This window comes from Nostoc sp. ChiQUE01b (assembly GCF_034531255.1).
In the GTDB taxonomy this organism is placed as follows: Bacteria; Cyanobacteriota; Cyanobacteriia; order Cyanobacteriales; family Nostocaceae; genus Nostoc.
This window is the reverse complement of the sequence record NZ_JAVRBM010000109.1, coordinates 1-24,706: the sequence shown is the minus strand read 5'-3', so window position 1 is coordinate 24,706 and position 24,706 is coordinate 1. Positions and strand designations below refer to the sequence as shown.

Here is a 24,706-nt window from a genome sequence, read left to right as displayed (position 1 = left end):
TACATTGTCGCAGTTTTTGATCCCATTTTTTCAGATTTTGTGAGAAATCCGCGAATTACAACTGAGGTTGCGATCGCATATCTCCAATTTGCACTCGAACTAGTATCGACCGTCTCATCCAAACTAGTTACAGTTGAATTCCTAACCTCCTTGTCACCGTCAGTTTCAAAGATTATTCGCATTGCCTCAACGCCTTTTTGCATTAGCAGGAGAAACCCGCCAACAACCAATCCTTGCAGTACTCAATACTTCCTCAAAGTCATTCCTAGCCACACGGCAATCAGGAGAATTTAGGTCATCCCCAGATGTTGCAGGTTCCCTTACTTGAGGAGAATAGTGTTTAGGAACAGGAGTAGAAGATATATTCACGCCAGGTGCAGCAGTGGGTACAACAGCCGTCGATGAAAACTGAAGCTTTTGTACCAATGCCACAGCATTACGCCAGTTATAAAACTGCAAATATCCCGGTTGTAAAATATCTGCAATCCATACCAGTAGTACGAACCAAAAAATTGCTTTTACCCACATTATTCCAACTGCTTAACCACAGGCAGGGCAAAAGAGGGAACTTCCTTGGGTACAACTTCAATCTTCTTCCCAGACGCATACCCCGGCCCGGTATAACTACCATTTAGGAAAAAATTCAACAGCATTATTAACAACCACACTCCCACACCAGCTACACCCACAGGAGATTTAATTACATCAGATAAAAAATATACTGGATACCAACCAAATCTCCAGGGGTTTTGCGGATGCAGCCGATGTGCTTTCCAAGTCTCAATGTAGGGAATTTCTATCTGAGGAACCCTCGGCTTATAGGAAGTAGGTGCATTGATATACCTAACTTCTACTGGTTGAGTATCATAAGTGGTCATAGGAGAAATGTTAGGTTGCTGATTTACTATTCCTCCTTGCTGTACCTGCTGCAATATGTTTTGCAAGCGGTTTGCAGGCACAATTGCTCCACCTTCAGAATAATCAACATCAAAGTTGCGGCGCTGATTTCTGCTCATAATATGACCTCAAATTAAGTAACTAGCTGGCAGGTTTATCATTTACCTGGGAGTTAGTATCTTCCCAGAAATCTTCATCCTGAAGTTGGGCGTAAAACTCCTCTGGAGATAACATTCCAGATTGGTTTTGTACTCCATCTTCAACAAATTGGCTACTATGTACTCGCCCTAACCCAGAAACACTAGAACGAGGAGAAAATTGGACTACATTCTTGGCAGAAAACTCGCTATTTAATCTCATCCCAGGAGTAGGTGAAACCGGGGGGATTAAAGAAGGTTGAATATCAGTATCAGAAACACCAACATGAAGTTGTTGATTGCCGGGATTAGCCAAGTTATCAGACACTTCATCTCTTTCTTCAATTGCATTGTTATAGTCAGAAATTCCCCAGCCCAAAAAACAAGCAAATCCAGCCAGAAATATAACTGCACTCATCCAATGCACTCCTGAATTGGGAGATGGCATCATCTCAACTGTCGTGCGAGTTGAACCTTCAAGGGTAGTACGAATAGGGGTACGTTTGACTGCCGCTACAACATTGAGCGAACATAAAGCTATGCAAATTATCGCAGCAGCAAACTTGACATACATGACATCATCCCCTCGATTTATTAACAGGCTGTTTATTAGGAACTGGCTGAGGTAATTGCTTCTTCATTTGTTGGATATACATCCGCCTTTCCTCCTCCCGTTGGCGTATTCTCTCGCGGATGTCTGCCACCTGTGCCATCTGCTCTACTGGGTCTAAATACCCCCGCGCTCGTAACAGCTGCGCCTGTGCAAGAGAATATGGTTCTTGAGCATTCTTAATCTGAATTAGCATTTGATTCAGATCAACCGATGGTTGAGATTCCAAGTTTTGAGCGTAATCAATCGCCTCTAATTTACCCAAAATTAAAACAGCAACAGCCCCGGTTGATATCTTCTCCTCAACTTTCGTACCATCGGTTTTGCGATACCCCCAGTAAAAAGTATTATTTCCAGAAGCCGCTTCTAGTAAAATATCCAGCGAGTTGAATTTAACTATCTCCAGTGCCGGCATATAGTGAAGGCGGTAAAATCCAGATTTCTCATTAGCCTGCATTCTGGATATTTCACCCCGCAATTGCTGTCCCCACAATGCCGCTGCCAACTGTCGCCAGCCCGTAAGAGTAGGCGCACCCTCTACTGAGGAGTAACTGGAAAGATGGTCTATATTGTAGTCAGTACGGGAAAGCTTTTCTAAGTAGACTTCCCGAATTTGGGAAACTTGCGCCTTTACCTGTTGTACCTCCGATATTTGATTACCTGGAACCTGTTGCTTCCATCCAACCATCAATGCAACTGCCCCAATAACAGACAGCGCACTAACAGTTGAACAAACCGTCCACAGGGTAACATTTACCTTTTTCCTTCTGCGACTTGGCTGTTTATTTCGCACAGGTGTAGGAGTAAACATAATTTACCCCTCATGTATTATCAACAACCAACTGCAACTGAGGGCGCTTGTTTAACTCGCGTGCGATCGCCTCTTGGCGGGCGCTCCGCGCCATCGCAATTCCCGCACCACCCACAACTATCCCAGTAAGTAGCAACAGAGGATGCAAGGCAAGGGTCGCCCCCACTCCCAATAATTGTCCCACCATCCCGGAAACACCCAGGTTCATCAACAAACCACCTGCCGTGTTAACCAAAAAGTCAAATGCTGCACTCATAACTGCTCCCTGGCAATAATGCGACTAAAATGATTTGAAAAGTTGATTAGGTTTTTTGTTCGTCCTTGGTAAACCAAATTATTACTAGCGCCAGAATCAAACCAACTAATTCACCTATACCCACACCAATCAAAATTGGCTGAATACTCGAAATTTCCTGTCTCTCTTGAGTTGGGGGAACTGCTACCCACGTCCCAATAACAGTCCCAGCTACTACTGAAAGCAAATTTATACCAACTGCCTGAGTAGATGTCTTTCTCAAGTTGAGTAAACTCTCATCCCGTATTCGATAGCAGATGGGTAGCATTTGAGCTACTATTTCTTCGGAGATTGCGCGGTTTTCGGCTGCGAGGACTTCAACTGTCTCGGCTGCGGTGTCGATGTACCGACTAACAGTGGATGAATCTCTTCCCCCCAGTTCACTTTGCCGAAAAAATCGTTATCGATGCGCGAGTTAATTCGCTCTTGCGCTTCATCGTAACCAGGTGGAACGGAAGTATTACCTTCACCAAGTAAACTGCTGCCATGAAAAACAAATTCTTCTAGAGCAAGTGTCGAAGATTCAAGCACCACCTTATGGCGTAATTCCCCTAACTGAATACCCCTATCTGCATCTCGGTAAAGTATTCCTACAAAGCTGTCGGGCAAAGCTTGTTCTGGATCTACACCAAATCGCTGTTTGATGTACTCGCGCTTGTCGAACTTATGTTCGCCTACTTCTGATTTGCGATCGCGCATTGCAATCAAGTGCTGGGCAGCTTCTTCAAGGGACATACCTTCACGGGAGGCTGTCTCTTTAAGTTGAACTAATTGCTGTTCAATTGTTTCATCAAGCGTATCATTTGGCTGCAAAGCTAAATCTAACAACCGACAGCAGGTACGTACTACATCAGGCGACACCTGCAAAGTCTCTGCCACTTTGTTGATATGCTTCATTTCGCTCAATTCTCCTAATTACTGCTTGCACAATTGGGTTATGTTTTTCTTCATCAGATATATGCTTAGTCAAAAAATCATAAAGGCTTACGTCATTGACTTTTTGTAAATAAGCATCTAAGCCACCAGCAGGAATTACCTGCTGTAAATATTCCTCACAAGTCAACCGCCGAATCTTGATAGCAACGTAGAAAACATCCGCAATCTCGACTGTTGTTGCATCAAAATATCCTCCCCGCTTTCGGGGTTTAACTATACCAGCATAGGGATACCACCGCTGTAAAGCAGCAATAGAAATCCCATATCTTTCGGCAAGTGTTTTCTGGGTGTAAATAACGTTCTCACATATCATCAAACTCTATTCCAACTGAAAGACTTCATCAATTGAAAGCAAATTAAACTAGCACCTTGCAAAACTGTTTGTAGATTAAAAAATAATTTACAAATTATGTCAGTTTAGTACAGGTATAGCTCAACTCAAATACAACTCAATTTCAGTTCATGTCCTAATAAACTGCACAATAGCCAAGTTACATACTGCCTATTGATAATGCAAGCACGTTTATATATATGAGTTAAAAAAATAGAAAAAGTACTTTTTTAGTAAAAAAGTACTCTAACAGAAATATATAACGCTATATGTACCTTAATAGTCTGTGACAAGTTCATCGAACTTTTCCTCATTTATCTTGCCGTATCGTGTTATGAAAATACTTGCCTTCACAATCTGATAACTACAAAGGTTATTCTTCTTGAGAAATAGCCTGCTGCTGTTTCTTTATCGCACGCGCTATCAGAGGAGCTTTTTTTTCTAATCCTTGTAGAGTCAAATCCCCATCCAAATAAAGTTGATACCATTGTTGACGCTGGCGCAAGACTCTTTCATCATCCCGTAACCGCAACCGTTCCAAAGTAAATTCCGCCTTTTGACGTTGTTGCGGAGGAACTTTATTTGTTAATACTAATTGTAGGGAAGGAAGTAAAATTTCAAACCAATCTTCTCCCAAATCCAAAGGATCAAGTACCTGGTCATCAAGCGTACCTTTACTACTGTTGATCCAAGCAGAAGCAAAACGTAAATTGCTCCATTCATAAGCTAAATTGCGATAATTTTCACGGCTGCGATAATGATCTACTGTACCAACTGGTTCATACATAACGCTATAACCACAAAGATTATTAAATCCATCAGCTAAATCACTTTTGAAAGGCGACCAATAATCTCTGGTTACTTTTTTAGGGTTTGGATTTTTTACCAACCAAGCATTTCCCGGTTGTCGCACTTTTTTATCAAAATCAGGTGGTTCTGGAGGAGGATTAAATGGCATCATCGCAAGAATTCAGGAGTCAGGAGTCAGAATTCAGAATGGAATTAGCATAGCTTGTTAGTAGCCTACTAACTTCCTCAAGTTGAAGCATTAATCCTGAAGTGTCACCATAGTCAAGGTCTTTTGAAAGAATTAGATAGTAGCGACATTCTTCTAAAGAACCTTGTGCAATATTCATAAACCGTACTTTGTCTGTTGCTCCCTTTTTCTTAAAACCCTCAGCTATATTTGCTGCAATAGAGATTGCTGCTCGTCTAAATTGGGAAGTAAGTCCATATATTTCCGATTTAGGAAATTGACCAGTAAATTGATATACTAATAAAACAAACTGGTGTGCTTTTTGCCAAACTATCAAATCTTGAAATGTTTTGGCTGGCTGTCTCATTTATTCTGGCTCCTAAGTTCTGACTCCTGAATTGTGACTCCTGAATTCTTACTTATCATCTGTGTTATACCCCTGATAACCCAGAATTTCTTTTCTCCGTTGTAACTATCCAACGGGGCCAAAATGGGTCATGTCCTGGTAAAACTCTTTGAAGTTCCTGATGAATTTGTGTTGGTATTCTCAGATTTTCTGGAAACGCATTCATATCATCATCACGCATCCAAGCCTCTGCTGCTTCAATTGCGATTTCTGCTTCTTTGGAACGGGCTTGTTTGAGTCCAAAAATGTCTGAGGTTAACCATCCAACTATGTCCCCTTGTTTTGACCAAGGTACTTCGTCAAGGCTAACCTCTCTATCTTGTAATTTAAATAAAAATAGTTTATCTTCTTGTTCATGAAAATTTGGCTCTAAAGAAGCAAGAATAAGTGGAGAATGAGTAGTTACTAAAGCCTGTATCTTCATCCTGGGTTGTAATTCTGTCACCACAGATAAAATAGCTGGTAAAATCACCCTCTGCCAACGAGGATGCAAATGAGATTCAATTTCATCAATTAGTAAAACTATCTGATTTACTGGCTTTTGTTGTCGCAGTTCTGAAGCTTTTTTATGTTCGTACCAAGTCCACACTAGTAAATAAGCTAGTCCCAAAATACGCTTCATTCCGGCTGATGTTTGAGTAACAGGAACATTCCCGTAAGGTAGGTTCACTGTAGGAATATCGCGCACATCTTCAATAGAAACTCGCGTTGTTTCTCCCACTTCTATCCATTCGGAAGGGTGAGGTGCAAGTTTTTTAATAACATTAGAAAAGAGTTCAAATGGATATTTATTGGGTTGATTCTGCCATGTAACCCAATCTTGAATTAGACCATTACAAATAACTTTATCTTTTGACTTTAATCCATTCCAAAGTGTATTTGGATTAAAGTCAAAAGGAATATCACGTTGGCGAGCTGGGTCAAAAATGGAAAAACTACCATCAACCCGTACATAAATAACTACCTCTTTTAATAAAGGAGGCATTTGTAAATTACGCCATTGCTGTTCAGAAAAATCAAAGTGGCTCTGATATTCTCTTATATTTTTTTTATTGCTAACTACGGCTGTAATTTGCGGATTTTCACCTCTGACTCGCTGTGGGTACGCTGGTTGCTCCGCCCAATTTGTAGTCATCACCCACCATGCAATATCAAGTAAAAAACTTTTACCTAAACCATTATCACCTGTAAATATATTGAGCCTATCGGCAAATGCGACATCAAAATGGGCAGCTGGACCAACTTGTTGGAGGTGAAGTTCTTTTAACATTTGGCTCTCATACACAAATTTATATTGATCAACTTACTTCTTATAAATTAAAAGCTATGTGTCTGGATGTTTGCTGTAGCGAACTCACAGTCTTTGCTCAAGCTATTCGTAATCGTTCAATGTCCTTCATCGGAGGCGCACCAAACATCCGAGAATATTCGCGACTAAACTGTGAAGGACTTTCATACCCCACCTGATAGGCAGTACGGGTCGCATCGGCATTCTCGGCAAGCATCAGGTGACGCGCTTTCAATAGTCTTAATTGCTTTTGATATTGCAGCGGACTCATGGAGGTGACTTCTTTAAAATGGCGATGGAACGAGGAAGGAGACATATTGGCTTGAAGAGCTAGATCCTCAACCCGCAGTGGCTTTGTAAAATCAGCCTTGATAAGTTTTATCACTTCAGCAATGCGCTGCATATTGCTGCCCGATGTGGCAATTTGGCGAACTGCTTCACCTTGTTCACCAATTAGCAAACGGTAGTAGATTTCGCGGACGATCATTGGTGCTAGGAATGGAATATCCTGCGGTGTGTCCAAAAGCCGTGTCAGCCTGATAGCACAATCAATCAACGATGGATCGGCATCGCTGATGAACCAGCCTCTAACCGAGTTTTCTTTCTTACCCATGCCTGGGTTAGTTTGAGCAATAATGTCACAGAGTTGAACGGGGTCTAAATCTAGCTTAAATCCTAGATACGGCTTCGCAGGTGTCGCCTCGATCGCACATCCACAGAGCGGCAAATCCACCGACACCACTAGATATTGAGCCACACCATACCCATAGGTTTCCTCATTTAGCAACACTTCTTTTTTGCCTTGAACGACAATGCCGAGAATCGGTTCGGTGACCCCCTGCATTCTGGCTGAAGTATCAGATTCCCGCATGAATTCTAACTGATTAATTGCCGTTGCATGAACACCGTTCCCCTTACCGTCAGTGTGCCGAGTCACTAATGCTGCCAGTTCGTCACACTTGCTGATTGCCGCTTCATAGTTGAGTGTTTCAATCACCATACTCAATTCCTGACTGATACCATCCTCATACGCTCATTATAGAGAATATTTCTCCCTTGCTAACGGCTGACTTGAGAGGATTAGGCAATCATCTGCGAGGTTTATGTATTTAGGGAAAAGCTTTTCAACCTTATGATGAACCCATGCTGAAAGACAAGGCTGAAAGGATGAGGCAATGAAGAGAAACAAGGCAAAAATTGCTTTAGTCACAGGAGTGAGCCAAGGACTGGCGAAAAATACCTCTTTGGCGCTGGCGAAAAAAGGGGTTGGTGTAATCGTGACGGATCGCAGCAGTGAGGCAAAAGTGAACAGTGTTGTTTCTGTGATCGCCTACTGTGGCCATTCACCCATCGCGGAAACCGATTAGTAAATACCCAAATAATTGAAGTCTCTAGAGGCATATTTCTCTAAGTCAAATCAACCTCAACAACAAGGACAGTCATCATGTTAAATGTAGAAAACAAAGTTATTGCGATCACTGGAGCCAGTAGTGGCATTGGGGAAGCCACCGCGAAGTTACTTGCTCAAAACGGTGCAAATGTAGTTCTGGGGGCACGGCGTACAGAAAAGCTAGAAGCGATTGTCAAAGAGATCCGCGACCAGGGAAACAGCGCAGAATTCAAAGCGGTAGATGTCACCGATCGCGAGGATGTGAAAGCATTCATCCACTTTGCATTAGACAAATTTGGTCGCGTCGATGTCATCTATAACAATGCAGGCGTGATGCCCTTGTCCCCAATGAATGCCCTGAAAGTTGAGGAGTGGGACACCATGATTGATGTAAATATCCGTGGCGTATTGAACGGCATTGCGGCTGGTTTACCGATCATGGAAGCACAAGGCGGCGGACAATTTATCAATACTGCATCGATCGGCGCACACATGGTGGCACCTACTGGCGTAGTTTATTGCGCGACAAAATACGCTGTTTGGGCAATATCTGAAGGGCTGCGTCAGGAATCGAAGAACATTCGCGTGACCATCATATCCCCTGGCGTAGTTGAGACCGAACTCGGCTCTGATATCACGGATGATGCAGCTAAAGGCTTCTTGAAAGAACTCCGCAAAACTGCCCTCACCCCTCAGGCGATCGCCCGATCTGTCTTATTTGCTGTGTCTCAACCAGATGATGTCGATGTCAACGAAATCATTGTCCGCCCGACAGCCAGCGCCTTCTAGGTATTGAAGACATCACTTCTGTGTCCCTTCTTTGCGTCATGAGCTTGATTGACACATACAAGACACTTTTACCATTCTGAGTACTCAGTACTCCTCTTCTTACTCAGCACTCAGCACTTTTAACTCAGTACTCTTCATCGACTTTGTTGTTTCAGCCAGAAAAGAAACCTATGAGCCTTACCGCCTTCCGCACTCTCGGACACTCCGGCTTGATCGTCAGCCCGCTCACCCTTGGCACCATGACCTTCGGCACCCCGCGATGGGGTGCGCCCGATGAGGTTTCTGAGTCCATCTTCCATGCCTATGTCGATGCTGGCGGCAACTTCATCGACACCGCCGATGTGTATGCCAAGGGTCGCAGCGAGGAACTGATTGGTAGCTATATCGCCGATCGCAGCCTGCGCGACCAACTAGTGCTTGCAACCAAGTTCAGCTTTCATGGCGGCGAATCGGGCAACGCGAATGCGGGCGGCAACGGACGTAAGAACATGCATCGGGCGCTTGAGGGTTCGCTGCGCCGCCTCCGTACCGACTACGTTGACCTCTACTGGATGCACACCTGGGATATGGTGACACCCGTTGAAGAAGTACTACAGTCGCTCGGCGACCTGGTGCGCGTCGGCAAGATCCGCTACTTCGGCTTCTCAAATGTGCCAGCCTGGTACACTGCCAAGGCAGCGGCGATCGCCGCAGCGCATAACATTCCTGGGCCCATCGCCATGCAACTGGCGTATTCGCTCGTTGAACGCAGCATTGAGCGCGAACATCTGCCCGCCGCCCGTGAATGCGGTCTCGGCATCTGTGCCTGGAGTCCGCTTGCTGCCGGTTTCCTCACTGGCAAGTACGAGCGCGAGGAGGCGGGGGCGAGCGGTCAAGGACGGCTGATTGGCCCCAATCCTTTCGGCAACCAGATGTTCACCGATCGTAACTGGCGCGTCCTTGATACCCTGCGAACGGTGGCAACCCAAGTCGATCGCCCCTTGGCGCAGGTCGCCCTTGCCTGGGTTTTGGCACAGTCTGGCATTACCTCGCCGATTCTGGGTGCAAGCTTGCTCGATCAACTGTATGACAATCTGGCATCATTGGACATCCGCCTCACCCCGGAACAGATCCAGACGCTGGACGAGAGCAGTGCCCTTGATCCCGCCTTTCCCTACAGCATCTTCACCAGCGAGGTGAATCGTAGCATTTTCGGCGGCGCGATCGTCCAAGGCTGGAGGTAGCTGCTTCGGTTGTGTTGCAAAGTACTTTAGTAACTTAAGGTGTCGATCTAACCAAATTCGAGAACAAGTTAGCCAAATTACCAAGCAATTGCTAGGAGGATTGTAATGCCTAACTGGAGTGCAATTGAAGCAAGTTTTTTACGTCAACCCCACGCGCAACAATTAGGAGAATTGGCAGCTAGTTTGGCACGCCTTAACTCTTGGTCACAAAAGAGTGCAATTCGTGAATTAGTTCCAATATTGTTGTCAGAAAGTTTGTTGTACGTGTCTTTAATACAACAAAAAAGTGAAATAAATAATGTTGAATTAAATCAACTCCAAGACTTATTACAAAACTTGATTAATGTTTGGGACAAATCAATGGAAATTACAGATATTGCATCTGTTGCGTCTACTTGGTCACAGCGAGTATTGGAGATGTCGGGTTTGCTAGCTTCTTAAATCGTTGAGTGCATAGTCTTAAGTAATGCGCTTGACCACTGCGATCAGCTACGCTGGGCGGTTACGCCATCGCTCCTCAGTAAATAATGCTGTATCAAGAGTCGGCAGTCGCGTCATTATCAGTGGTAGAGTATTTAGAAGCAATAAAATAATTATTTTTGCTTGGTAATTAATTAGATTTTGCTACGGGATTATGAGAATACTACACAGCAATTTGCTCCCAGCTAGAATTCTCCTCAAGAATATCTATTTCATCAAGAGAAAGTATTTTAGGTTGCATTTGTTGTAGGTCACGCAGTACCATTTCGGTATCCTCAGCATTAAATTTATAGTACTCAGTTAAACTGCCGATAGGATAATTTAAGCACTGATAGCGGTGTTTGAAATACAGTTCAACATTACCTCTATGCTCCCAAGTTCCTAATACTCTAATAGCAACACTGGAATAATGAGCAAGTAAATCAATTTTTACTTCTGCTACTCGCTTGACAACGGGTCTTTGGGTTACTCCTATTTTGTACAAAGTGCCAATATTCGTTTGTATTTCTAAAAAATATAGGCTAGAGGATAGAATACGTTGAAGTTGAGCGCGGTAGAGTTTTAAATCAGTAAGTCGATATGCTAAATCTGGAGCATTTTTGTATTCGGCGTGTTTAAAAGCTAGCTCAAATTTCAGCAGTTTTTTAAGTAATAGTGGCTCCTGTACATCATTGAACCGTGCAAACTCTAGCGCTCCAACAGGAATTTTACCCAAATCACTAAATTCATACTCAGGTGGGGTTAAGTATAGATTTTTTCTTAACACTCCTGCTTTGAGTAAACTAGAAGTAATTAAGTAGGAACTAATAGGGTAATTTTTGGCTCCGTACTCCTGCCAAAGCAGCTTTAACTGTGCCAAATCCTTGCCAGATAATTGAACGTTGAAATTGTCATAGAGTGGCAGAGTAGGGAATTCTCGGTTAGCTATGGGGCGGCAGGTTTCTTCATTATGAGCAAAATGATGCTCTTTCACCTTGCCTTTTTTAGCAGTTAGACTGCTATTACAGTAAGGACACTGAAGTGAAGTCTTGCCCCTGTTGATATCTTCAATACATATCAAGATACCTTCTTCATTTACACCATATTTTAGCCACATTGCTACACCATTACTGAATAGTTAAAGTTGCTCTTACTAGTGTGCTTTAACTTTTCTAAGATGTCTCTATCTTCTGGAGTAATATAATGTTGATTTTAAGAATTAATGCACCAGTTAAAAACCCCTCCAAGGTTGGAGAGATAAAGTAGCTTTTCAAAGGCTGTACTGAAACTATGCTTTATTCAAAGTTGCCATTACCCATCATGTGATAAGCAATAACAGCAGTATCAAAGGGTTGCAGAGAATTGATATTTATGGAATTACTGGGTAAAGTAATTGATGTTTCACTCTTGTTAGAAGTAGCTGTTTGATTGTTAGCGATTCTAGGTAGTAAAATAGAACCAACAAAATTTGCTAAATTGAGTGAATTAGCGAGTTTCATAGGTGATCCTCTGTTGGTTATTGAATATATATATAACTGAAATAATCTAACAACTTATGCATCACAGTTAATCATTTGTAGGTGCGATCGCCTGACTAAAAAACTAAAGAGATGGGGGCAACACCGAATAGCCCGCCGCAGGCATCGCTCTTTTTTCCTCTCTACGAGACGCTGAACGCGAGCGCTTGAATGAAGGGCGATAAGCAAGAGCGACATGGCTGGCGCTTACCACAATTCCTGTTATTCAATTTTTTATTCCTGAACCACCAACTCTTGCAGCAAGGCATCATTTATCCTTTGTGCCTCTTTTCCAGTACTTTCCTTGATGTCAAAAGCCTGCTGCACCACAGCTTGAACTGACTCTGGCAATGATTCAAATTTTTCCGAATTGAGTATAACGATGCGGCAACCTGGGTAAGGCATAAAATCAGTAAAGGGTTCCATCCCCGATTTAATCAGAGTTTTGCTAAGTTCCGCGATGGGATGATGAGGCTTTTGGTTGTCCTCACTGCCGTTGATTTCTGATGCCATGTAGCCGCAAAACCAACTCAAAGTGTCAATATCTTTCTGCAATGCTGCCAAAATCCCCGTTACTACTCGTTGGTTGAGGTTGACAGGTAAATAATCAAAGATGCTGTCTAAGGCTTCTGGGTGTCGCTTGTGGCAATAACGCACCGCAGATTCAATAAGTTTATCGATTTTAGTAGGTTGAGATTGCCCAAATCCCTTTGCACACATGGCACTGCCTCAAAATTTACGTGCTGGAAGACGCGATTTTAACAGAATTAGTGGGGCGATGAGCAGGAGCCGGGAGTACATTTATTTCGCAACACTGCCCGGTAAAACCGTTTGCTGGCAGCAACATCAGCAACTCGTAGATGAACATGGTCAATCAGGCGACCTCGATGGAATTCCATAGTGTTATCTTGCCTCTAAAAATGAGTCATTCTCTGGTCAAGCATTGTTCTGGTTGAGTTGCTGCTCAAGCTGCTCATCCCAGAAGGCGGCTTCTATTTTGTGTCCATCTGGATCGCGCACAAAGCAGCCGTAATACGGCTCACTATAGTCGGGTCTGCCACCAGGGGCACCATCGTCTTTGCCTCCTGCCGCTAATGCTGCCTCATAGAAGGCGTGGACTGCTTCTTTTGTAGGAGCAATAAAACCAATGTGAGTTCCATTGCCAACCGTTGCGGGTTGCCCGTCGAAGGGAGTTCCCACCCAAAATTCGGGATACTGTTTGCCATAGGCGATCGCCCCTGGATGCTCCATAAATCGCTTACAGCCCAATGTTGGCAACACAGCATCATAGAAGGCGATCGCTCGTTCAAAATCATTAGTACCAATCGAAACGTGCGAGAGAATGCTGGGATTGTTATCCATGTCGGAATCCTCTATCAGTTGATGTGGATGTGCTAGAGAGCCGATCGGTGATTTGCTGCACCCGAACACAACTTGACGAAACGATTGGATTATAACAGTACTAAAGTACTAAGCCGACTTGTCTTCTTTTGCCTTTTGTTAAGTTACAAGTTCACCCTGTTAGAAGATTTTTTATTTCTTTTTCAACAGCATCATGGATGCCTGGCGCTTTAAACTGTTGTAAACCCTTAGCCGGACTGAATGTTAGGTTGAACTTCGCGCAACCGACGTTCCAGAAAACGACGCTCACTGTCATTTGTCACTAATTCTAGTGCCCGTGTATAGCTCTGAGTCGCTTCCTCTAATGCTCCAACACGCCGGAATAAATCTGCACGGGTGGCATGAAAAAGATGATAGCTGTCTAGTTCTGGAGCAAGGCGATCAATCAGTCCAAATGCGGCTTGAGGACTGTCTGCCATTGCGATCGCCACTGCTCGGTTCAAGGTAACAATGGGTGAGGGCTGCAAGCGTTCCAACACCTCATAGAGCCGCACGATCTGCGCCCAGTCTGTTTCTTCGGCGCGGGTTGCCTGACAATGGAGGGCGGCGATCGCCGCTTGCAGGGCATACACTCCGGTTCCAAAGAGCAACGCTTCCTCTACCAGAGGTAACGCCTCAGCAATCTGTAGATGGTTCCAACGACTGCGATCCTGATCTTCTAGCAAAATCAAATCGCCTGCCTCATCTAGACGCGCATTGCGCCGCGAATCGTGCAATAACATCAGCGCCACCAGTGCTGTGACTTCAGATGGGGGTTGGGGTGCCAGCAATTGCCGCACCAGTTGCCCCAAGCGAATCGCTTTGATGCAGAGGTCAGCCCGCACGATCGCATCTCCTTTGGTTGCGGCATAGCCTTCGTTGAAGATGAGATAGATGACTGTCAGGACTGCCTCTATCCGGGGAGCGAGATCAGTCGTCTCAGGTACTTTGTAAGGAATGCCTGCGTCTCGAATTTTGCGTTTAGCACGAACTAACCGCTGTGCCATTGTTGCAGTCGGTATAAGAAAGGCGCGGGCAATTTCGTCGGTTTCCAGTCCACCCAACATTCGCAGGGTCAACGCTACTTGAGTTTCCGTTGCCAGTGCCGGGTGACAGCAGGTAAAGATTAATCGCAGGCGATCGTCTCCAATTTCATCACTGTCATAGGTTGGTTCTTCAGTGGATGGAATTAAGCCAGATGCCGCATACCACTCCAGTTTTTCGGTCAGTTTCGTGCGTCGTCGGAGGTGATCGATCGCCTTGTACCGGGCAGTTCGGATAATCCAGGCACGGGGACGCTCAGGAATACCGTCGCTTTCCCACTGATTCACTGCCGCTGTAAATGCTGCCTGTGCAGCTTCTTCAGCTACATCAAAATCTCCGACCAGCCGAATCAGAATAGCAACAATGCGCCCCCATTCAGTTCGATAAAGGGCAGCAATTGCTTGAGCCACATCTGTTTTTGGGATTGAAGCCATACCTTTGACAAAAAGACTTGAAGAAGAATTCAGAAGTCAGAATTCAGGAGTCAGAATCAAGACGCTCGAAGACTCGCTAACGCTGCGCTATCCGCTTTTTCGGTCAGAATTCATGCTGAATTCTGACTCCTGACTCCTGAATTCTGTTCGATAAAGTTCAATTGTACTAGAAAAAATTTTTGCACTCAGGTGTCGATTTGGACAATTCCCATTCGACTAACTGATAAAGGAGGCAACCGAATGAAATATTTGCTGCTGATTTATATGGACGAAAACGCCATGAGCGACACCGAGCGGGAGCATTGCTATGGGGAATCTGCCCAACTCGCCCAGGACTTGCATACTCAAGGACAATTTCTGGCGACGGCTCCACTTCATCCTGTTGCAACCGCAACTAGTGTCCAAGTCCGTGATGGCAAATCACTCGTGACCGATGGACCATTTGCCGAAACCCGCGAACAATTGGGTGGATTCTTCCTCGTTAATGCTCAGGATTTGGATGAAGCCATTGCGATCGCCACCCGCATCCCAGGTGCAAAAGTCGGTACCGTCGAAATCCGTCCTGTCATCGAAGTTGCGGGACTACCAGCACAGCCCTCAATACGGTTCGGATAAGCAATTTTCATCTCCCTTTTGGTTTGGGAAAAGGGTAAGGGGTAAGGGGGAAAGGTTTGAATTTAGCCTTTTCCCTTTTCCCTTTCCCCCTTAACCGAACCGTATTGGCACAGCCCTGACCGTCCTTAACCGCTTGAACTCAAGGAGAACCCTCATGCAAAACAATTCCAAAATCACTCCCTGTTTATGGTTTGACGATCAAGCCGAAGCCGCCGCTCAGTTTTATACGTCGATTTTTCGCAATTCCAAAATTGTCCACGTCAGTCGATATGGAGACGCTGGACAGGAAATTCACGGAAAACCAGCCGGAGCCGTCATGACTGTCAGCTTTGAACTTGATGGTCAGCCGTTCACAGCACTCAACGGTGGTCCGACCTTCAAATTTAACGAGGCGATTTCCTTCCAAATCTTTTGCGATACCCAGGCGGACGTGGACGATTACTGGCAAAAATTGTCTGCTGGTGGGGATGAAACCGCACAGCAATGCGGCTGGCTCAAAGACAAATACGGCGTCTCCTGGCAAATTATTCCTCGCATTCTGATTGAATTACTCAACCACCCCGACGCGGCAACCTCTCAAAAAGTGACCACTACCATGCTGCAAATGAAGAAGATCGAGATTGATGAACTCAAGCGTGTCGCTGCTGATTAGCGGTTCCTTCGGAGTTGCACTTTGCGCTAATCAGCACACCCAACCCAATACTTGTCGGGTTTTGGGGAAAAGGGGAAGGGGGAAGGGGAAAGAAAAAACCTTTAACCTTTACCCTTTAACCTTTACCCTTTAACCTTTACCCTTTAACCTTTACCCTTTAACCTTTTCCCCAAACCCAATGCCGAGTTGAAAATGCACAAAGCGTGCAGTATTGACACCCAACCCCTCGCAATCTAACTCAAAACCATTCAACAGGAGATTTCACAATGAAAGTCATGGTCTTTGTCAAAGCAACCCAAGACTCCGAAACTGGGGTCATGCCGAGCGAACAGCTTTTAACTGAAATGGGGCAGTACAACGAAGAATTAGCCAGAGCAGGTATCTTGCTCGCCGCTGAGGGGTTGCATCCTAGCTCAAAAGGGGTGCGAGTTCACTTTTCAGGAACCGATCGCACCGTCACCCAGGGACCTTTCACTCCAGCGCCGGAGCTAGTGGCAGGGTACTGGCTGTGGCAGGTGAACTCAATGGAAGAGGCAGTTGCTTGGGTAAAGCGCTGCCCTAACCCGATGCCAGGAGACTCCGAGATTGAGATTCGTCGCGTATTCGAGGCAGAGGATTTTGGTGAAGTCCTGACACCCGCCTTAAGGGAGCAGTCAGACCGCATTCGCGCTCAACTTGAAACGCAGCAGCAAGAGTAACGTCATCAGCAACCGCGCAAATGATGTTCATGTGCGAACGATCCGCTCATCAAAACGCAGAATCGATTACAAAAGGAGAAATCAATGCAACTCAATTCTTACCTGATGTTCAACGGCAACTGTGAGGCAGCGTTCAAGTTCTATGAACGAATGGCACGCTTGAAAAGGGAAAATCATTGAGGCAGCAGGGGTGCAGAGGAGCAGAGGAGAGTTCAATGTGCCAAGTTCAATCCCCTCTGCTCCTGTGCTCCTCTGCCCTTGGAGCTAGCCACCTTTGCATTGTTTCCTTGGCGAACTACTAGAACTACCAATTAGCGCGTAGTCGTATAGCAATTAGTGAATTTCTTGCCTCTTGAATTATTTGCTTGTTGTCTAATGCTGTAAGTTGACCGTTTCGTTTTAAAATCCGTCCATCAACAATGACTGTATCGACATTAGACGGTTGAGCAGCTTCCACTAACAGATGTGCTGGGTCAGTAAAAACGCTCATGTTAAGGTTCTCAGTTGATACCATAATCAAGTCAGCACGCTTACCCGGTTTTAAAGAGCCAACACGGTCATCAATTCCCATCGCTTGTGCTCCATTAATAGTCGCAAGTTCTAAAACTCGACGTGGTGATAACCCAAACTCGCTCTGGGCGTGGACATTTCCAACATTTTGAATAACTTTCATGACTGCAAATATATCTGCATTTCCCGATAATGCTGTCGTATCGACTCCAAGACTGACCAATACACCTGCTGCAAGAAGTTCCTGGATGGGGGGAAAGCCAAAACCAGTCCGCATCTCTGTAAAGGGAGTCAGGCTAACTGCTGCACCACTTTTTGCTAATTGCTTCATTTCCTTGGGAGTTGCCACAGTTGCATGAACAATAAGTACATCTTTTCCGAGCAATCCTTCATTAGACAATTGATTAATTTCTCCAGTTTCACTCAGCGAGGAACTCGCATGAACAGTAATTGGAAGCCCTATGTTGCGCGCCATCTCCCAATCACGGCGATACATCTTGTAAACAGAGACTTCCCGTGGAGCAAACCCCAAAGACAGCAAATTATTTTGGGAATTTTTCATTTCACGGTGCAGACTCGCAATGCTGTCAAAGTGGGTGGCTTCTTCTAATGCTTGATCTTTGTAGTAGCCGTAGGAGAAACGAGCACGAATACCTGCATCTGCAATTGCGCGGATTGATGCCTCTGCGTATTCGAGCGTGCGTACATTGTGATTAAAGTCATGTATAGTTGTGATTCCTGAAAACAATGCCTCAGCCGTCGCTAACCGCGCAGAGCGATACATATCCTCTGGTATATATACCTTTCCCAAACGCTCGGTCATCCGAAAGTAGCCCTGCTTTTCGTTATCACCAGACAAACTACGTAATAAGGAAGTCCATAGATGCCAGTGAGTATCAATCAAACCTGGTAGGACAATCATGTTTTGCCCGTTAATATTTTGGGCTGTTGGAGCTACCAAACTAGTTCCAACGGCAATAATTTTGCCATTACGCACATACACGTCACCATTCGCTATATCTCCAAGTGCTGAATCCATCGTCATCACGTAAGCATTCCGGATCACAAACTCACCGCGACTGGGCAGGTTTTCCTTTGATTGCCTACCAATTGCTGGAACTGCTAATCCCACTGTCATACCGAGTGAACCCAGCGCTGTTGCTCCTGTCAAAAATTCACGTCTATTAATTTTGCTTTGTTCCTTCATTAGTTGCCTACTACTTGTATTTCTGAGAATTAAGTGCTGCTTGGAAGAATTTTCAGGGATTTCGTAAGGAGGATGACAATAGTATTCCAAATGAATTCCATTCCACTGCACTCCACGACTTGTAAGGAGAGAGCCATTCGGAAGAATCCGCAATACGTCCTTCACGTTAGTATAGTCAACTGCTAAAGTCTTCGCCTCTGACCACTTACCAACAACTAACTACACCAGGAGAAACCATGAGTACTCAAATTTTCGTTAACCTACCCGTCAAATATCTCCAGCAATCGATCGAGTTTTTCACAAAACTTGGCTTTCAGTTCAACCCTCAATTTACCGATGAAACGGCCACCTGCATGATTGTGTCCGAAACCATCTTTGTGATGCTTTTGACGCATGAAAAATTCAAAACATTCACGCCAAACCCGATTTGCGATGCCACAAAAAGTACCGAAGTGTTGACGTGCTTATCAGTTGAGAGCCGAGAAAAAGTGGATCAGCTGGTTCGTCAAGCCCTTGCTGCTGGTGGCACAACCTACAACGAACCTCAAGACCACGGATTTATGTACGCGCATGGATTTCAGGATTTAGATGGTCACATTTGGGAACTGATTTACATGGAACCCGAAGCAACCCATCCAGTTGAGGCCCAAAGGGAAGGAGCAGGAGTGTGAACCACAACAGAACAACCAGTGGAACACAAATTCGTGAACTCATCGAAACATGAACACACCCATCCATACAAGAAAATGAAAGATATTTGCACATCACTGAGGTTGATTCATGAAACTCTATGAATTTGCTCCCACACGATCAATTCGGGTTCGTTGGGTTCTCCAGGAACTTGAGGTGGAATTTGAAGCAATCTCCATCAACATGCAGGCAGGTGAACACCGTACACCCGATTTTCTCACCATTAATCCCACTGGCAAGCTCCCTGTACTCATCGATGGCGAACATATCATCACTGAATCCGTAGCCATTGCTTTGTACCTCGGTGAGAAGTACCCAGAATCTAACTTGGTACCTACAGACTTGCTTCTGCGAGCACAGCTTTATCGTTGGCTCCTCTTTACTGCCACCGAATTGGAACAGCCGCTATGGCGTATCGCTCGCCACACGTTTATATACCCAGAAGAGTTGAGATTGCCTGCTGAAATACCTCTCGCTCGGCAAGACTTCACCAGTATGGCTGTCGTTTTAGAGAACCATCTGTTGGATCGGCAGTTTGTAGTGGGTGAACACGTCACAGTGGCTGATTTTGTGCTTGCTTACACACTGGATTGGGCGAATGAAGTTCAGCTACTCGCCACTTTCCCCACGCTGGTGGACTACATGGAACGAATGTACAAACGACCAAAGGCATCTGGGCGAATCGCAGCTGCACTTGCAAGTCTCAATCAGACCTCACAATGATTCGTGATCTGATCAGCCGTTTGGGTATCAGCCAGAGTGAAGTCTGGTAGATATTGTTTTACAGAGACATCCAGGACATCCAGGTTAATTTTTCCAGCTTCTACCAATCGCAGCGCTGCGATCGCTTCTAGACGCAATCATTGTCTAGCAAAAGCCAAGTCACTTCAACGATATCATCAAAGCTGTCAATCTCCTGAACAGTCTTCTTCATCTACCCAATCTTCATCCCAGAGAAGTTCATTGTAAACCTTAGTTGCTTGAGATATTTTTAGGTTGTGAGCTGCTGTCACACAATTTCTTGGTTGCCAGCCAATGAGGGTGTATCTTCGGTGTAAATATCTGACAGCATCTTTGGAGTCATTAATTACTGGAATATCTTCTTTAATGTATTTTCGCAATTGGACTCCTAAACGAATTGCCTCCATTTCATAATTGTGAAAGTAGGGTTCTTCAACATCAGGTGTAGAAATCAGTAATCCTCTCACCCAGGCGTGATTTTTATAGATAGCCTTCGCTACAACTAAATTGACTTGTTTTGGTGTCCAGTTGCTCCTTTGTAAAAACTTATCTATTGCTGATTCATCATCTAAATCTATATCTACGTTAGATTCTGAAAGTATTTCCGAAATATCTGTATTTTCTAGGAACAGTTCGTACCATTCTTGAAATGTTTTGGGACTAAATAGTTTTCTCGCTTCTTCAAATGAAATTTTCTCCCATCCAGCATCTGTAACTATTTCGTTACCAGTCTTTGCAATGAACAGATTTTCTTCTTCTACCATCCAAGGGAAGGATGTCTTCTGATGTTTTCTCTTTCGTTTACCCATTGAGCCATTGCAATGTCTATCGCCTTGCCGCCTAAACGTCTACGCACTCAACTTTAATGCTACCGTTGATTATTTGGTAGGCTTCTTTAGCAAAGAGCAACTCCTGTTTGTGACAGTACGTACACCACAAGACCAACGTATTATTTTTACCTATGTTTATCAGGAGTATCACTCACAAAAATCATCCACCCGGATATCCCGCAAAATGTCAGAAATCTGCCAGCCAGAGTTGCCAACAGACTGTATTGGAGGATTGTCAAGGAATGGAATATAGTCAGGTTCTCTTGGAAGAAGAATTGCTGCTGGTTGCTCATCAACTACAGGGGCTGAAGAATTGACGGTATCAGCTTGAAGATTTTGGTCTTCAGCGTGTTGGATTTCCATCATTTTCTTCAGAGTCAGCTTGTCGGATTTTTTGATGATCTTCATATCTATCTATTAAAAGTTTTCATTCACTGCTCCCCAAAGGCATCGGCTGAAAATCTGGATGACAGCAAAGTTGTGAGAAATAGGATGTTAATAATTGCACGGAATAAACAAGATATATCAAATCTATGGAAAATACGAGTCCCTTGCTGAGGAATTTATCTTTTTCGATACAAATTTCTTTTTCGCGCAGATGTAACAATACTTTACACAGATGTTTTGGGCACTCGCTAGCCTCATAAAAACCATTAATTCTCAAAATCAAACTGGCATATATCAGTTCAGTAGGAGCTATTCAGTTTCACATCTATGTTTGTATTACCTAACCTGCACACTTGCCAAGTTACAAACGTACTTGTTGAGAATGCAAGCACCTTTGTATATATGAGTAGAAGAAATAGAAAAATAACTTTTTAGGTAAAAAACTGCTTTAACAGAAATGTATAGCCAAAAATTAGTTGCCTACTGAATACTTATGCCTACAGCGAGTTTAAAGATACGAGAAACTCTTCCTGAATTAAACGGTCGATATGTTCTGCCACTTGATGAGCTATATCTTCACCGTGAACTAGTAGTCCCATTTCCATATTTAATGTCAGAGCGTACTCAGTGAGGTTAGCACTGGAAATAAACAAGTGCTTTCTATCAGCGATCGCACATTTAACGTGTAAGGAACCATACCTTCCTTCTGAATCTGTAAGCCGCTTATTTCGTGGCCAAATAAAAATGTGTGCTTGTTGGGCAATTTCCAGTCCCAATGCTGCACTGACTCCAAAAGGTATTTTACCCTTGCTAGATTCGGGGGTTTCAGCAATAATTCGCACAGTGACTTCTCGTTTCATTGCTGTTAACAATGCTTTTGCAATCTCTGGAATCTTATAAACAGCAAAACTGACAAGAATTATTTCCCGTTGCGCTTCGTGAATTAATTGTAATAACACTTGTTCTGTTCTGCGAAGTGGTATTCCCTCACTTGTGGGGCCAGTCCAAACCAACTCAACAGACAACTCATCCTTTGCTGCCACCTCACAGGAAATTGCTGTGGCTAAGGCAGACGCGATCGCACTACTGTCCAAATAAATAGCTTCCCGACACCATGTTTCTAACAATTCCCCTACCAGTCGGCGAAAATTAGTATTGGGCAGTTGTTTCAAGATTGATGCTTTCAACGCGAAATCACAATATCTTGCTGGAGTAGCTATCAACAAATTAATTACAGCATCTAAAACAGGAGATGGAAGTTGTTTGGCACAGGTACGAATTTGAGCCAATAAAAGCGGTGGTAAAAAGCTCACGTTTTCTCCTCTGGGAAGAACGCTAAGTCTGCGGATAGTACAGTGGGAATAAGTACCGCGCGATCCAGATACTTATTGCCGCGTTCACAGGAGGTTTCTGGGCTAAACAGACAAGCATGGCAAGCTGCCCAATGTAGTGATGTAGCCCCTTTAAAGGGAGTATGTTCTGCACACAAGGGATCAGAAGCACATAACCGCATTTGTTCTAAAGCTTGGTCTATATGGTATCCAAGTATTTTAGGCTCTCCCAAACTGACTAAACCACCCAAGGTACCTTCACTATCAGGTGCGGCGGTATAAATTAGTATGCCTGCCATTGGGCCGCCTTCTTCTTCTGGTCGTTTGGAGTAAATTCGCTCCTTTAAACTAGCAGCATTGTAACCACACTCAAGGGCCATTTGCCGCATCAGGGCGTGAGCAAAGGAGTGTAGTAAAATGTAGCGTACACCAAATTTACCTTTTTCTGGATCGAGAGAACGAACATTACACCACTTTTTATGAGCATCGAATACTTGACGTTCATAATCTTGCAACAGTTGATTTTGCTCCCATTGATGAAGTGTCGTTTCTTTGAACTGGATAAAGATACCCTCGCCTTTGACTTCACTTGCCGGTACCCATTTAGGTTTGCTGCGACTCAATGGAACCCGATGCTCTGTGAGAATTTCTCCAGAGTCAATAAAATCCCCAGGTGATTGAATGCGTGTAAAGCCAATTAAGGCACGAACTTCTCGCAATCTTTCTACCAACACCACCTGCGAAAAGTAATTTTCATACCCAGATGGTGGGTTGACAGTCCGCAGTTGAAAATCTGGGGTATTAAGATTTGGGTCTGCTGCTGAGAAAATTTGCCATTCAGGTGTTTTCAAGTCCCTGACGCTTTCATCATCAAAATTGCTTTGCTGCTGAAGTTGTTTTTGTTCAACTAGCGCCCAAATTTTGTCTGTTGTGTATTTAGATAATTCCTGAAGTTGCCCCATAGCGAAGAAAGCTTGCAGCACAGCATCTAAGGCACTAAAGTTACTCGCTTTTCCCAAAATAGTCCAGTTTTGATTGACCAACTGCTCTAATTGATTGGAGGTGATGGGAATTGAGAATTGGGCATTGGGCATCGGGCATTAGGAATTGAGAATTGTGGATTATTAAACTGTATTTTTTACCTATTCTCTATTCTTTCATTGCTTGAGGTAAGCGACTAAAGTCATCATCGGGTACTTGATCTTGAAAAATTAACCCTACTGTCGGTTCGACGTTTCGCAGGGAGTTCAAACAAGTAAATTCTTGCCAAATTCCTTGACCTGCTGATTCTAATAGTTCAATGGTTAAACCATCACGCTTGTCTGTCTGATATTTGAGAATACCGCCCCCAATCAAGTTTTGTGCTTTACTCAACCAGATATCTAATTTGGCTTCCAGTGCTTGTTTAACGAGTTTTTGGGTTTCCGTACCCGCAACTAAATTAGCGCGATCGCAAATTGTATTAATGGCAGATTGTATATAAGGATGGTTGCGTTCAATTCGTCCTGCTTGGTTGTTACCGTTAAATTCTCTACCCGCCAACCGCACAAGGGATATAAACAACGCGGCTAAACCTCTGTCAATCGCACGGGGCGCAAAGGGAGTTAAAGATAGCGCTTCTACGTGTTGATAAAATGTAGCGTGGTAATGCTCAAATCTTTCGTAGTGGGATAAATCTCTAGGACGCGCCCAATTATAAACTGTAAATACGATACCAGGGAATGTCCGCCCGACACGGCTGGTAGCTTGAATATACTCGGCAGTATTTTTGGGCTGACCTGTAACAGCCATCACACCCAGGCGTTTCACGTCTACACCCACGGAAATCATATTAGTAGCAAGTAAAACATCGAGCGGTTCAAGCTGATCGACTTTTTCCCCAGCTTTGCGTTTGGCTTTGATTTGTGCTTCTCGCACTGGATCGAAGGATGTTTCTAGCCTATCTAAAACTACAGGAATATCTGTAGAATCCTTACGAGATGTAAGTTCCTCCAAGTTAATCCGCAGACGCTTTGCTAGTCCCCGACTATCCATTTTCCCAAGGCGGATGCGAATATCATCATCCACTAACGCGAATTTCTCACAAACAATAAAAAATCAATTTATATGGACTGATGTTAGA

The 24,706-nt window shown here is 44.2% G+C and carries 34 protein-coding genes and 1 pseudogene; 11 read left to right on the top strand and 24 right to left on the bottom strand.

The window, feature by feature from the left end:
- From RMY63_RS37315 to RMY63_RS37255, 13 genes and pseudogenes are all read right to left on the bottom strand, one after another.
- Positions 1 to 182 (bottom strand): annotated as a pseudogene (locus tag RMY63_RS37315) (hypothetical protein); the annotation flags it as partial.
- A 4-nt stretch (positions 183 to 186) separates the two neighbouring features.
- Positions 187 to 528, bottom strand: coding sequence for a hypothetical protein (locus RMY63_RS37310; protein WP_322733513.1), 342 nt, complete (start codon positions 526 to 528; stop codon positions 187 to 189).
- Entirely contained in the window at positions 528 to 1,016 is a 489-nt protein-coding gene (locus tag RMY63_RS37305; protein WP_322733512.1) for a hypothetical protein, read from the bottom strand. Before RMY63_RS37305 ends, RMY63_RS37310 begins: the two co-directional genes overlap by 1 nt.
- Positions 1,017 to 1,038: 22 nt before the next feature.
- Complete coding sequence (locus RMY63_RS37300; protein ID WP_322733511.1) at positions 1,039 to 1,608, bottom strand: hypothetical protein; 570 nt, start codon at positions 1,606 to 1,608, stop codon at positions 1,039 to 1,041.
- 4 nt (positions 1,609 to 1,612) lie between these two features.
- Positions 1,613 to 2,455, bottom strand: coding sequence for a phage terminase large subunit family protein (locus RMY63_RS37295; protein WP_322733510.1), 843 nt, complete (start codon positions 2,453 to 2,455; stop codon positions 1,613 to 1,615).
- A gap of 10 nt (positions 2,456 to 2,465) precedes the next feature.
- Complete coding sequence (locus RMY63_RS37290) at positions 2,466 to 2,711, bottom strand: hypothetical protein (RefSeq protein WP_322733509.1); 246 nt, start codon at positions 2,709 to 2,711, stop codon at positions 2,466 to 2,468.
- 46 nt (positions 2,712 to 2,757) lie between these two features.
- A complete protein-coding gene (locus RMY63_RS37285; protein WP_322733508.1) occupies positions 2,758 to 3,018 on the bottom strand; it encodes a hypothetical protein in 261 nt (86 codons plus the stop codon).
- 8 nt (positions 3,019 to 3,026) lie between these two features.
- Positions 3,027 to 3,578 carry a hypothetical protein gene (locus tag RMY63_RS37280; RefSeq protein WP_322733514.1) on the bottom strand — a complete coding sequence of 184 codons (552 nt, stop codon included), beginning with the start codon at positions 3,576 to 3,578 and terminating at the stop codon, positions 3,027 to 3,029.
- A gap of 22 nt (positions 3,579 to 3,600) precedes the next feature.
- Complete coding sequence (locus RMY63_RS37275) at positions 3,601 to 3,999, bottom strand: hypothetical protein (RefSeq protein ID WP_179070486.1); 399 nt, start codon at positions 3,997 to 3,999, stop codon at positions 3,601 to 3,603.
- Positions 4,000 to 4,390: 391 nt separating this feature from the next.
- Entirely contained in the window at positions 4,391 to 4,978 is a 588-nt protein-coding gene (locus RMY63_RS37270) for a hypothetical protein (RefSeq protein WP_322733507.1), read from the bottom strand.
- Positions 4,979 to 4,994: 16 nt separating this feature from the next.
- A complete protein-coding gene (locus tag RMY63_RS37265) occupies positions 4,995 to 5,360 on the bottom strand; it encodes a four helix bundle protein (protein ID WP_322733506.1) in 366 nt (121 codons plus the stop codon).
- Positions 5,361 to 5,424: 64 nt separating this feature from the next.
- Positions 5,425 to 6,669: an AAA family ATPase gene (locus RMY63_RS37260; protein ID WP_322733505.1), complete on the bottom strand. Its 1,245-nt coding sequence runs from the start codon at positions 6,667 to 6,669 to the stop codon at positions 5,425 to 5,427.
- Between the two features lie 97 nt (positions 6,670 to 6,766).
- Entirely contained in the window at positions 6,767 to 7,687 is a 921-nt protein-coding gene (locus RMY63_RS37255; protein ID WP_322733504.1) for an AraC family transcriptional regulator, read from the bottom strand.
- Between the two features lie 175 nt (positions 7,688 to 7,862).
- Here RMY63_RS37255 and RMY63_RS37250 point away from each other — a divergent pair, with 175 nt between their 5' ends.
- The 5 genes from RMY63_RS37250 (at position 7,863) to RMY63_RS37230 (ending at position 10,699) form a co-directional block, all read left to right on the top strand.
- The gene (locus tag RMY63_RS37250) at positions 7,863 to 8,054 is read left to right on the top strand and encodes an SDR family NAD(P)-dependent oxidoreductase (protein WP_322733503.1); all 192 of its coding nucleotides are present in this window, start codon (positions 7,863 to 7,865) and stop codon (positions 8,052 to 8,054) included.
- Positions 8,055 to 8,131: 77 nt separating this feature from the next.
- Complete coding sequence (locus RMY63_RS37245) at positions 8,132 to 8,866, top strand: SDR family oxidoreductase (protein ID WP_322733502.1); 735 nt, start codon at positions 8,132 to 8,134, stop codon at positions 8,864 to 8,866.
- A gap of 170 nt (positions 8,867 to 9,036) precedes the next feature.
- On the top strand, positions 9,037 to 10,089 hold the full coding sequence (locus RMY63_RS37240; RefSeq protein WP_322733501.1) for an aldo/keto reductase: 1,053 nt from the start codon (positions 9,037 to 9,039) through the stop codon (positions 10,087 to 10,089).
- Positions 10,090 to 10,194: 105 nt separating this feature from the next.
- Positions 10,195 to 10,530, top strand: a complete 336-nt coding sequence (locus tag RMY63_RS37235) for a hypothetical protein (RefSeq protein ID WP_322733500.1) — start codon at positions 10,195 to 10,197, stop codon at positions 10,528 to 10,530.
- 25 nt (positions 10,531 to 10,555) lie between these two features.
- Positions 10,556 to 10,699: a hypothetical protein gene (locus tag RMY63_RS37230; RefSeq protein ID WP_322733499.1), complete on the top strand. Its 144-nt coding sequence runs from the start codon at positions 10,556 to 10,558 to the stop codon at positions 10,697 to 10,699.
- Positions 10,700 to 10,732: 33 nt separating this feature from the next.
- Here the strand turns inward: RMY63_RS37230 and RMY63_RS37225 are convergent, their stop codons facing one another.
- The 3 genes from RMY63_RS37225 to RMY63_RS37215 form a co-directional block, all read right to left on the bottom strand.
- Entirely contained in the window at positions 10,733 to 11,665 is a 933-nt protein-coding gene (locus tag RMY63_RS37225; RefSeq protein WP_109013318.1) for a GIY-YIG nuclease family protein, read from the bottom strand.
- Positions 11,666 to 11,843: 178 nt separating this feature from the next.
- Positions 11,844 to 12,047 (bottom strand): hypothetical protein, encoded by a 204-nt coding sequence (locus RMY63_RS37220; protein ID WP_109013317.1) that lies wholly within the window; start codon positions 12,045 to 12,047, stop codon positions 11,844 to 11,846.
- Positions 12,048 to 12,299: 252 nt separating this feature from the next.
- Entirely contained in the window at positions 12,300 to 12,785 is a 486-nt protein-coding gene (locus tag RMY63_RS37215; protein ID WP_109013316.1) for a hypothetical protein, read from the bottom strand.
- Here RMY63_RS37215 and RMY63_RS37210 point away from each other — a divergent pair.
- On the top strand, positions 12,784 to 12,966 hold the full coding sequence (locus RMY63_RS37210; RefSeq protein ID WP_322733498.1) for a hypothetical protein: 183 nt from the start codon (positions 12,784 to 12,786) through the stop codon (positions 12,964 to 12,966). The genes RMY63_RS37215 and RMY63_RS37210 overlap by 2 nt on opposite strands.
- A gap of 35 nt (positions 12,967 to 13,001) precedes the next feature.
- Here the strand turns inward: RMY63_RS37210 and RMY63_RS37205 are convergent, their stop codons facing one another.
- Both RMY63_RS37205 and RMY63_RS37200 read right to left on the bottom strand, forming a co-directional pair.
- Positions 13,002 to 13,427 (bottom strand): VOC family protein, encoded by a 426-nt coding sequence (locus RMY63_RS37205; protein ID WP_109013315.1) that lies wholly within the window; start codon positions 13,425 to 13,427, stop codon positions 13,002 to 13,004.
- Between the two features lie 227 nt (positions 13,428 to 13,654).
- Positions 13,655 to 14,923: an RNA polymerase sigma factor gene (locus RMY63_RS37200; RefSeq protein WP_322733497.1), complete on the bottom strand. Its 1,269-nt coding sequence runs from the start codon at positions 14,921 to 14,923 to the stop codon at positions 13,655 to 13,657.
- A 189-nt stretch (positions 14,924 to 15,112) separates the two neighbouring features.
- Between RMY63_RS37200 and RMY63_RS37195 the strand changes: the two genes are divergently transcribed.
- The 3 genes from RMY63_RS37195 (at position 15,113) to RMY63_RS37185 (ending at position 16,888) form a co-directional block, all read left to right on the top strand.
- On the top strand, positions 15,113 to 15,538 hold the full coding sequence (locus tag RMY63_RS37195; RefSeq protein WP_322733496.1) for a YciI family protein: 426 nt from the start codon (positions 15,113 to 15,115) through the stop codon (positions 15,536 to 15,538).
- A 154-nt stretch (positions 15,539 to 15,692) separates the two neighbouring features.
- Positions 15,693 to 16,190 carry a VOC family protein gene (locus RMY63_RS37190; RefSeq protein ID WP_086762236.1) on the top strand — a complete coding sequence of 166 codons (498 nt, stop codon included), beginning with the start codon at positions 15,693 to 15,695 and terminating at the stop codon, positions 16,188 to 16,190.
- A gap of 266 nt (positions 16,191 to 16,456) precedes the next feature.
- Positions 16,457 to 16,888 carry a YciI family protein gene (locus RMY63_RS37185; protein ID WP_322733495.1) on the top strand — a complete coding sequence of 144 codons (432 nt, stop codon included), beginning with the start codon at positions 16,457 to 16,459 and terminating at the stop codon, positions 16,886 to 16,888.
- A gap of 304 nt (positions 16,889 to 17,192) precedes the next feature.
- Here the strand turns inward: RMY63_RS37185 and RMY63_RS37180 are convergent, their stop codons facing one another.
- Entirely contained in the window at positions 17,193 to 18,770 is a 1,578-nt protein-coding gene (locus tag RMY63_RS37180) for an amidohydrolase family protein (protein WP_322733494.1), read from the bottom strand.
- Positions 18,771 to 18,841: 71 nt separating this feature from the next.
- Here RMY63_RS37180 and RMY63_RS37175 point away from each other — a divergent pair, with 71 nt between their 5' ends.
- Together RMY63_RS37175 and RMY63_RS37170 are read left to right on the top strand one after the other, a co-directional pair.
- On the top strand, positions 18,842 to 19,276 hold the full coding sequence (locus RMY63_RS37175) for a VOC family protein (RefSeq protein ID WP_322733493.1): 435 nt from the start codon (positions 18,842 to 18,844) through the stop codon (positions 19,274 to 19,276).
- A gap of 109 nt (positions 19,277 to 19,385) precedes the next feature.
- Positions 19,386 to 20,018, top strand: coding sequence for a glutathione S-transferase family protein (locus RMY63_RS37170; protein ID WP_322733492.1), 633 nt, complete (start codon positions 19,386 to 19,388; stop codon positions 20,016 to 20,018).
- A gap of 185 nt (positions 20,019 to 20,203) precedes the next feature.
- Here RMY63_RS37170 and RMY63_RS37165 read toward each other — a convergent pair whose 3' ends face one another.
- The 5 genes from RMY63_RS37165 to RMY63_RS37145 all read right to left on the bottom strand — a co-directional run bounded on the left by RMY63_RS37165 (position 20,204) and on the right by RMY63_RS37145 (position 24,651).
- Positions 20,204 to 20,845: a hypothetical protein gene (locus RMY63_RS37165; protein WP_322733491.1), complete on the bottom strand. Its 642-nt coding sequence runs from the start codon at positions 20,843 to 20,845 to the stop codon at positions 20,204 to 20,206.
- A 168-nt stretch (positions 20,846 to 21,013) separates the two neighbouring features.
- Positions 21,014 to 21,274 carry a hypothetical protein gene (locus tag RMY63_RS37160; protein ID WP_322733490.1) on the bottom strand — a complete coding sequence of 87 codons (261 nt, stop codon included), beginning with the start codon at positions 21,272 to 21,274 and terminating at the stop codon, positions 21,014 to 21,016.
- A gap of 476 nt (positions 21,275 to 21,750) precedes the next feature.
- Positions 21,751 to 22,566 carry a DISARM system phospholipase D-like protein DrmC gene (drmC, locus tag RMY63_RS37155; RefSeq protein WP_322733489.1) on the bottom strand — a complete coding sequence of 272 codons (816 nt, stop codon included), beginning with the start codon at positions 22,564 to 22,566 and terminating at the stop codon, positions 21,751 to 21,753.
- Positions 22,563 to 23,678, bottom strand: coding sequence for a DUF1998 domain-containing protein (locus tag RMY63_RS37150; protein ID WP_322733488.1), 1,116 nt, complete (start codon positions 23,676 to 23,678; stop codon positions 22,563 to 22,565). The genes drmC and RMY63_RS37150 overlap by 4 nt, the downstream gene beginning before the upstream one ends.
- 55 nt (positions 23,679 to 23,733) lie before the next feature.
- Complete coding sequence (locus RMY63_RS37145; RefSeq protein WP_322733487.1) at positions 23,734 to 24,651, bottom strand: helicase-related protein; 918 nt, start codon at positions 24,649 to 24,651, stop codon at positions 23,734 to 23,736.
- Positions 24,652 to 24,706: the final 55 nt, after the last annotated feature.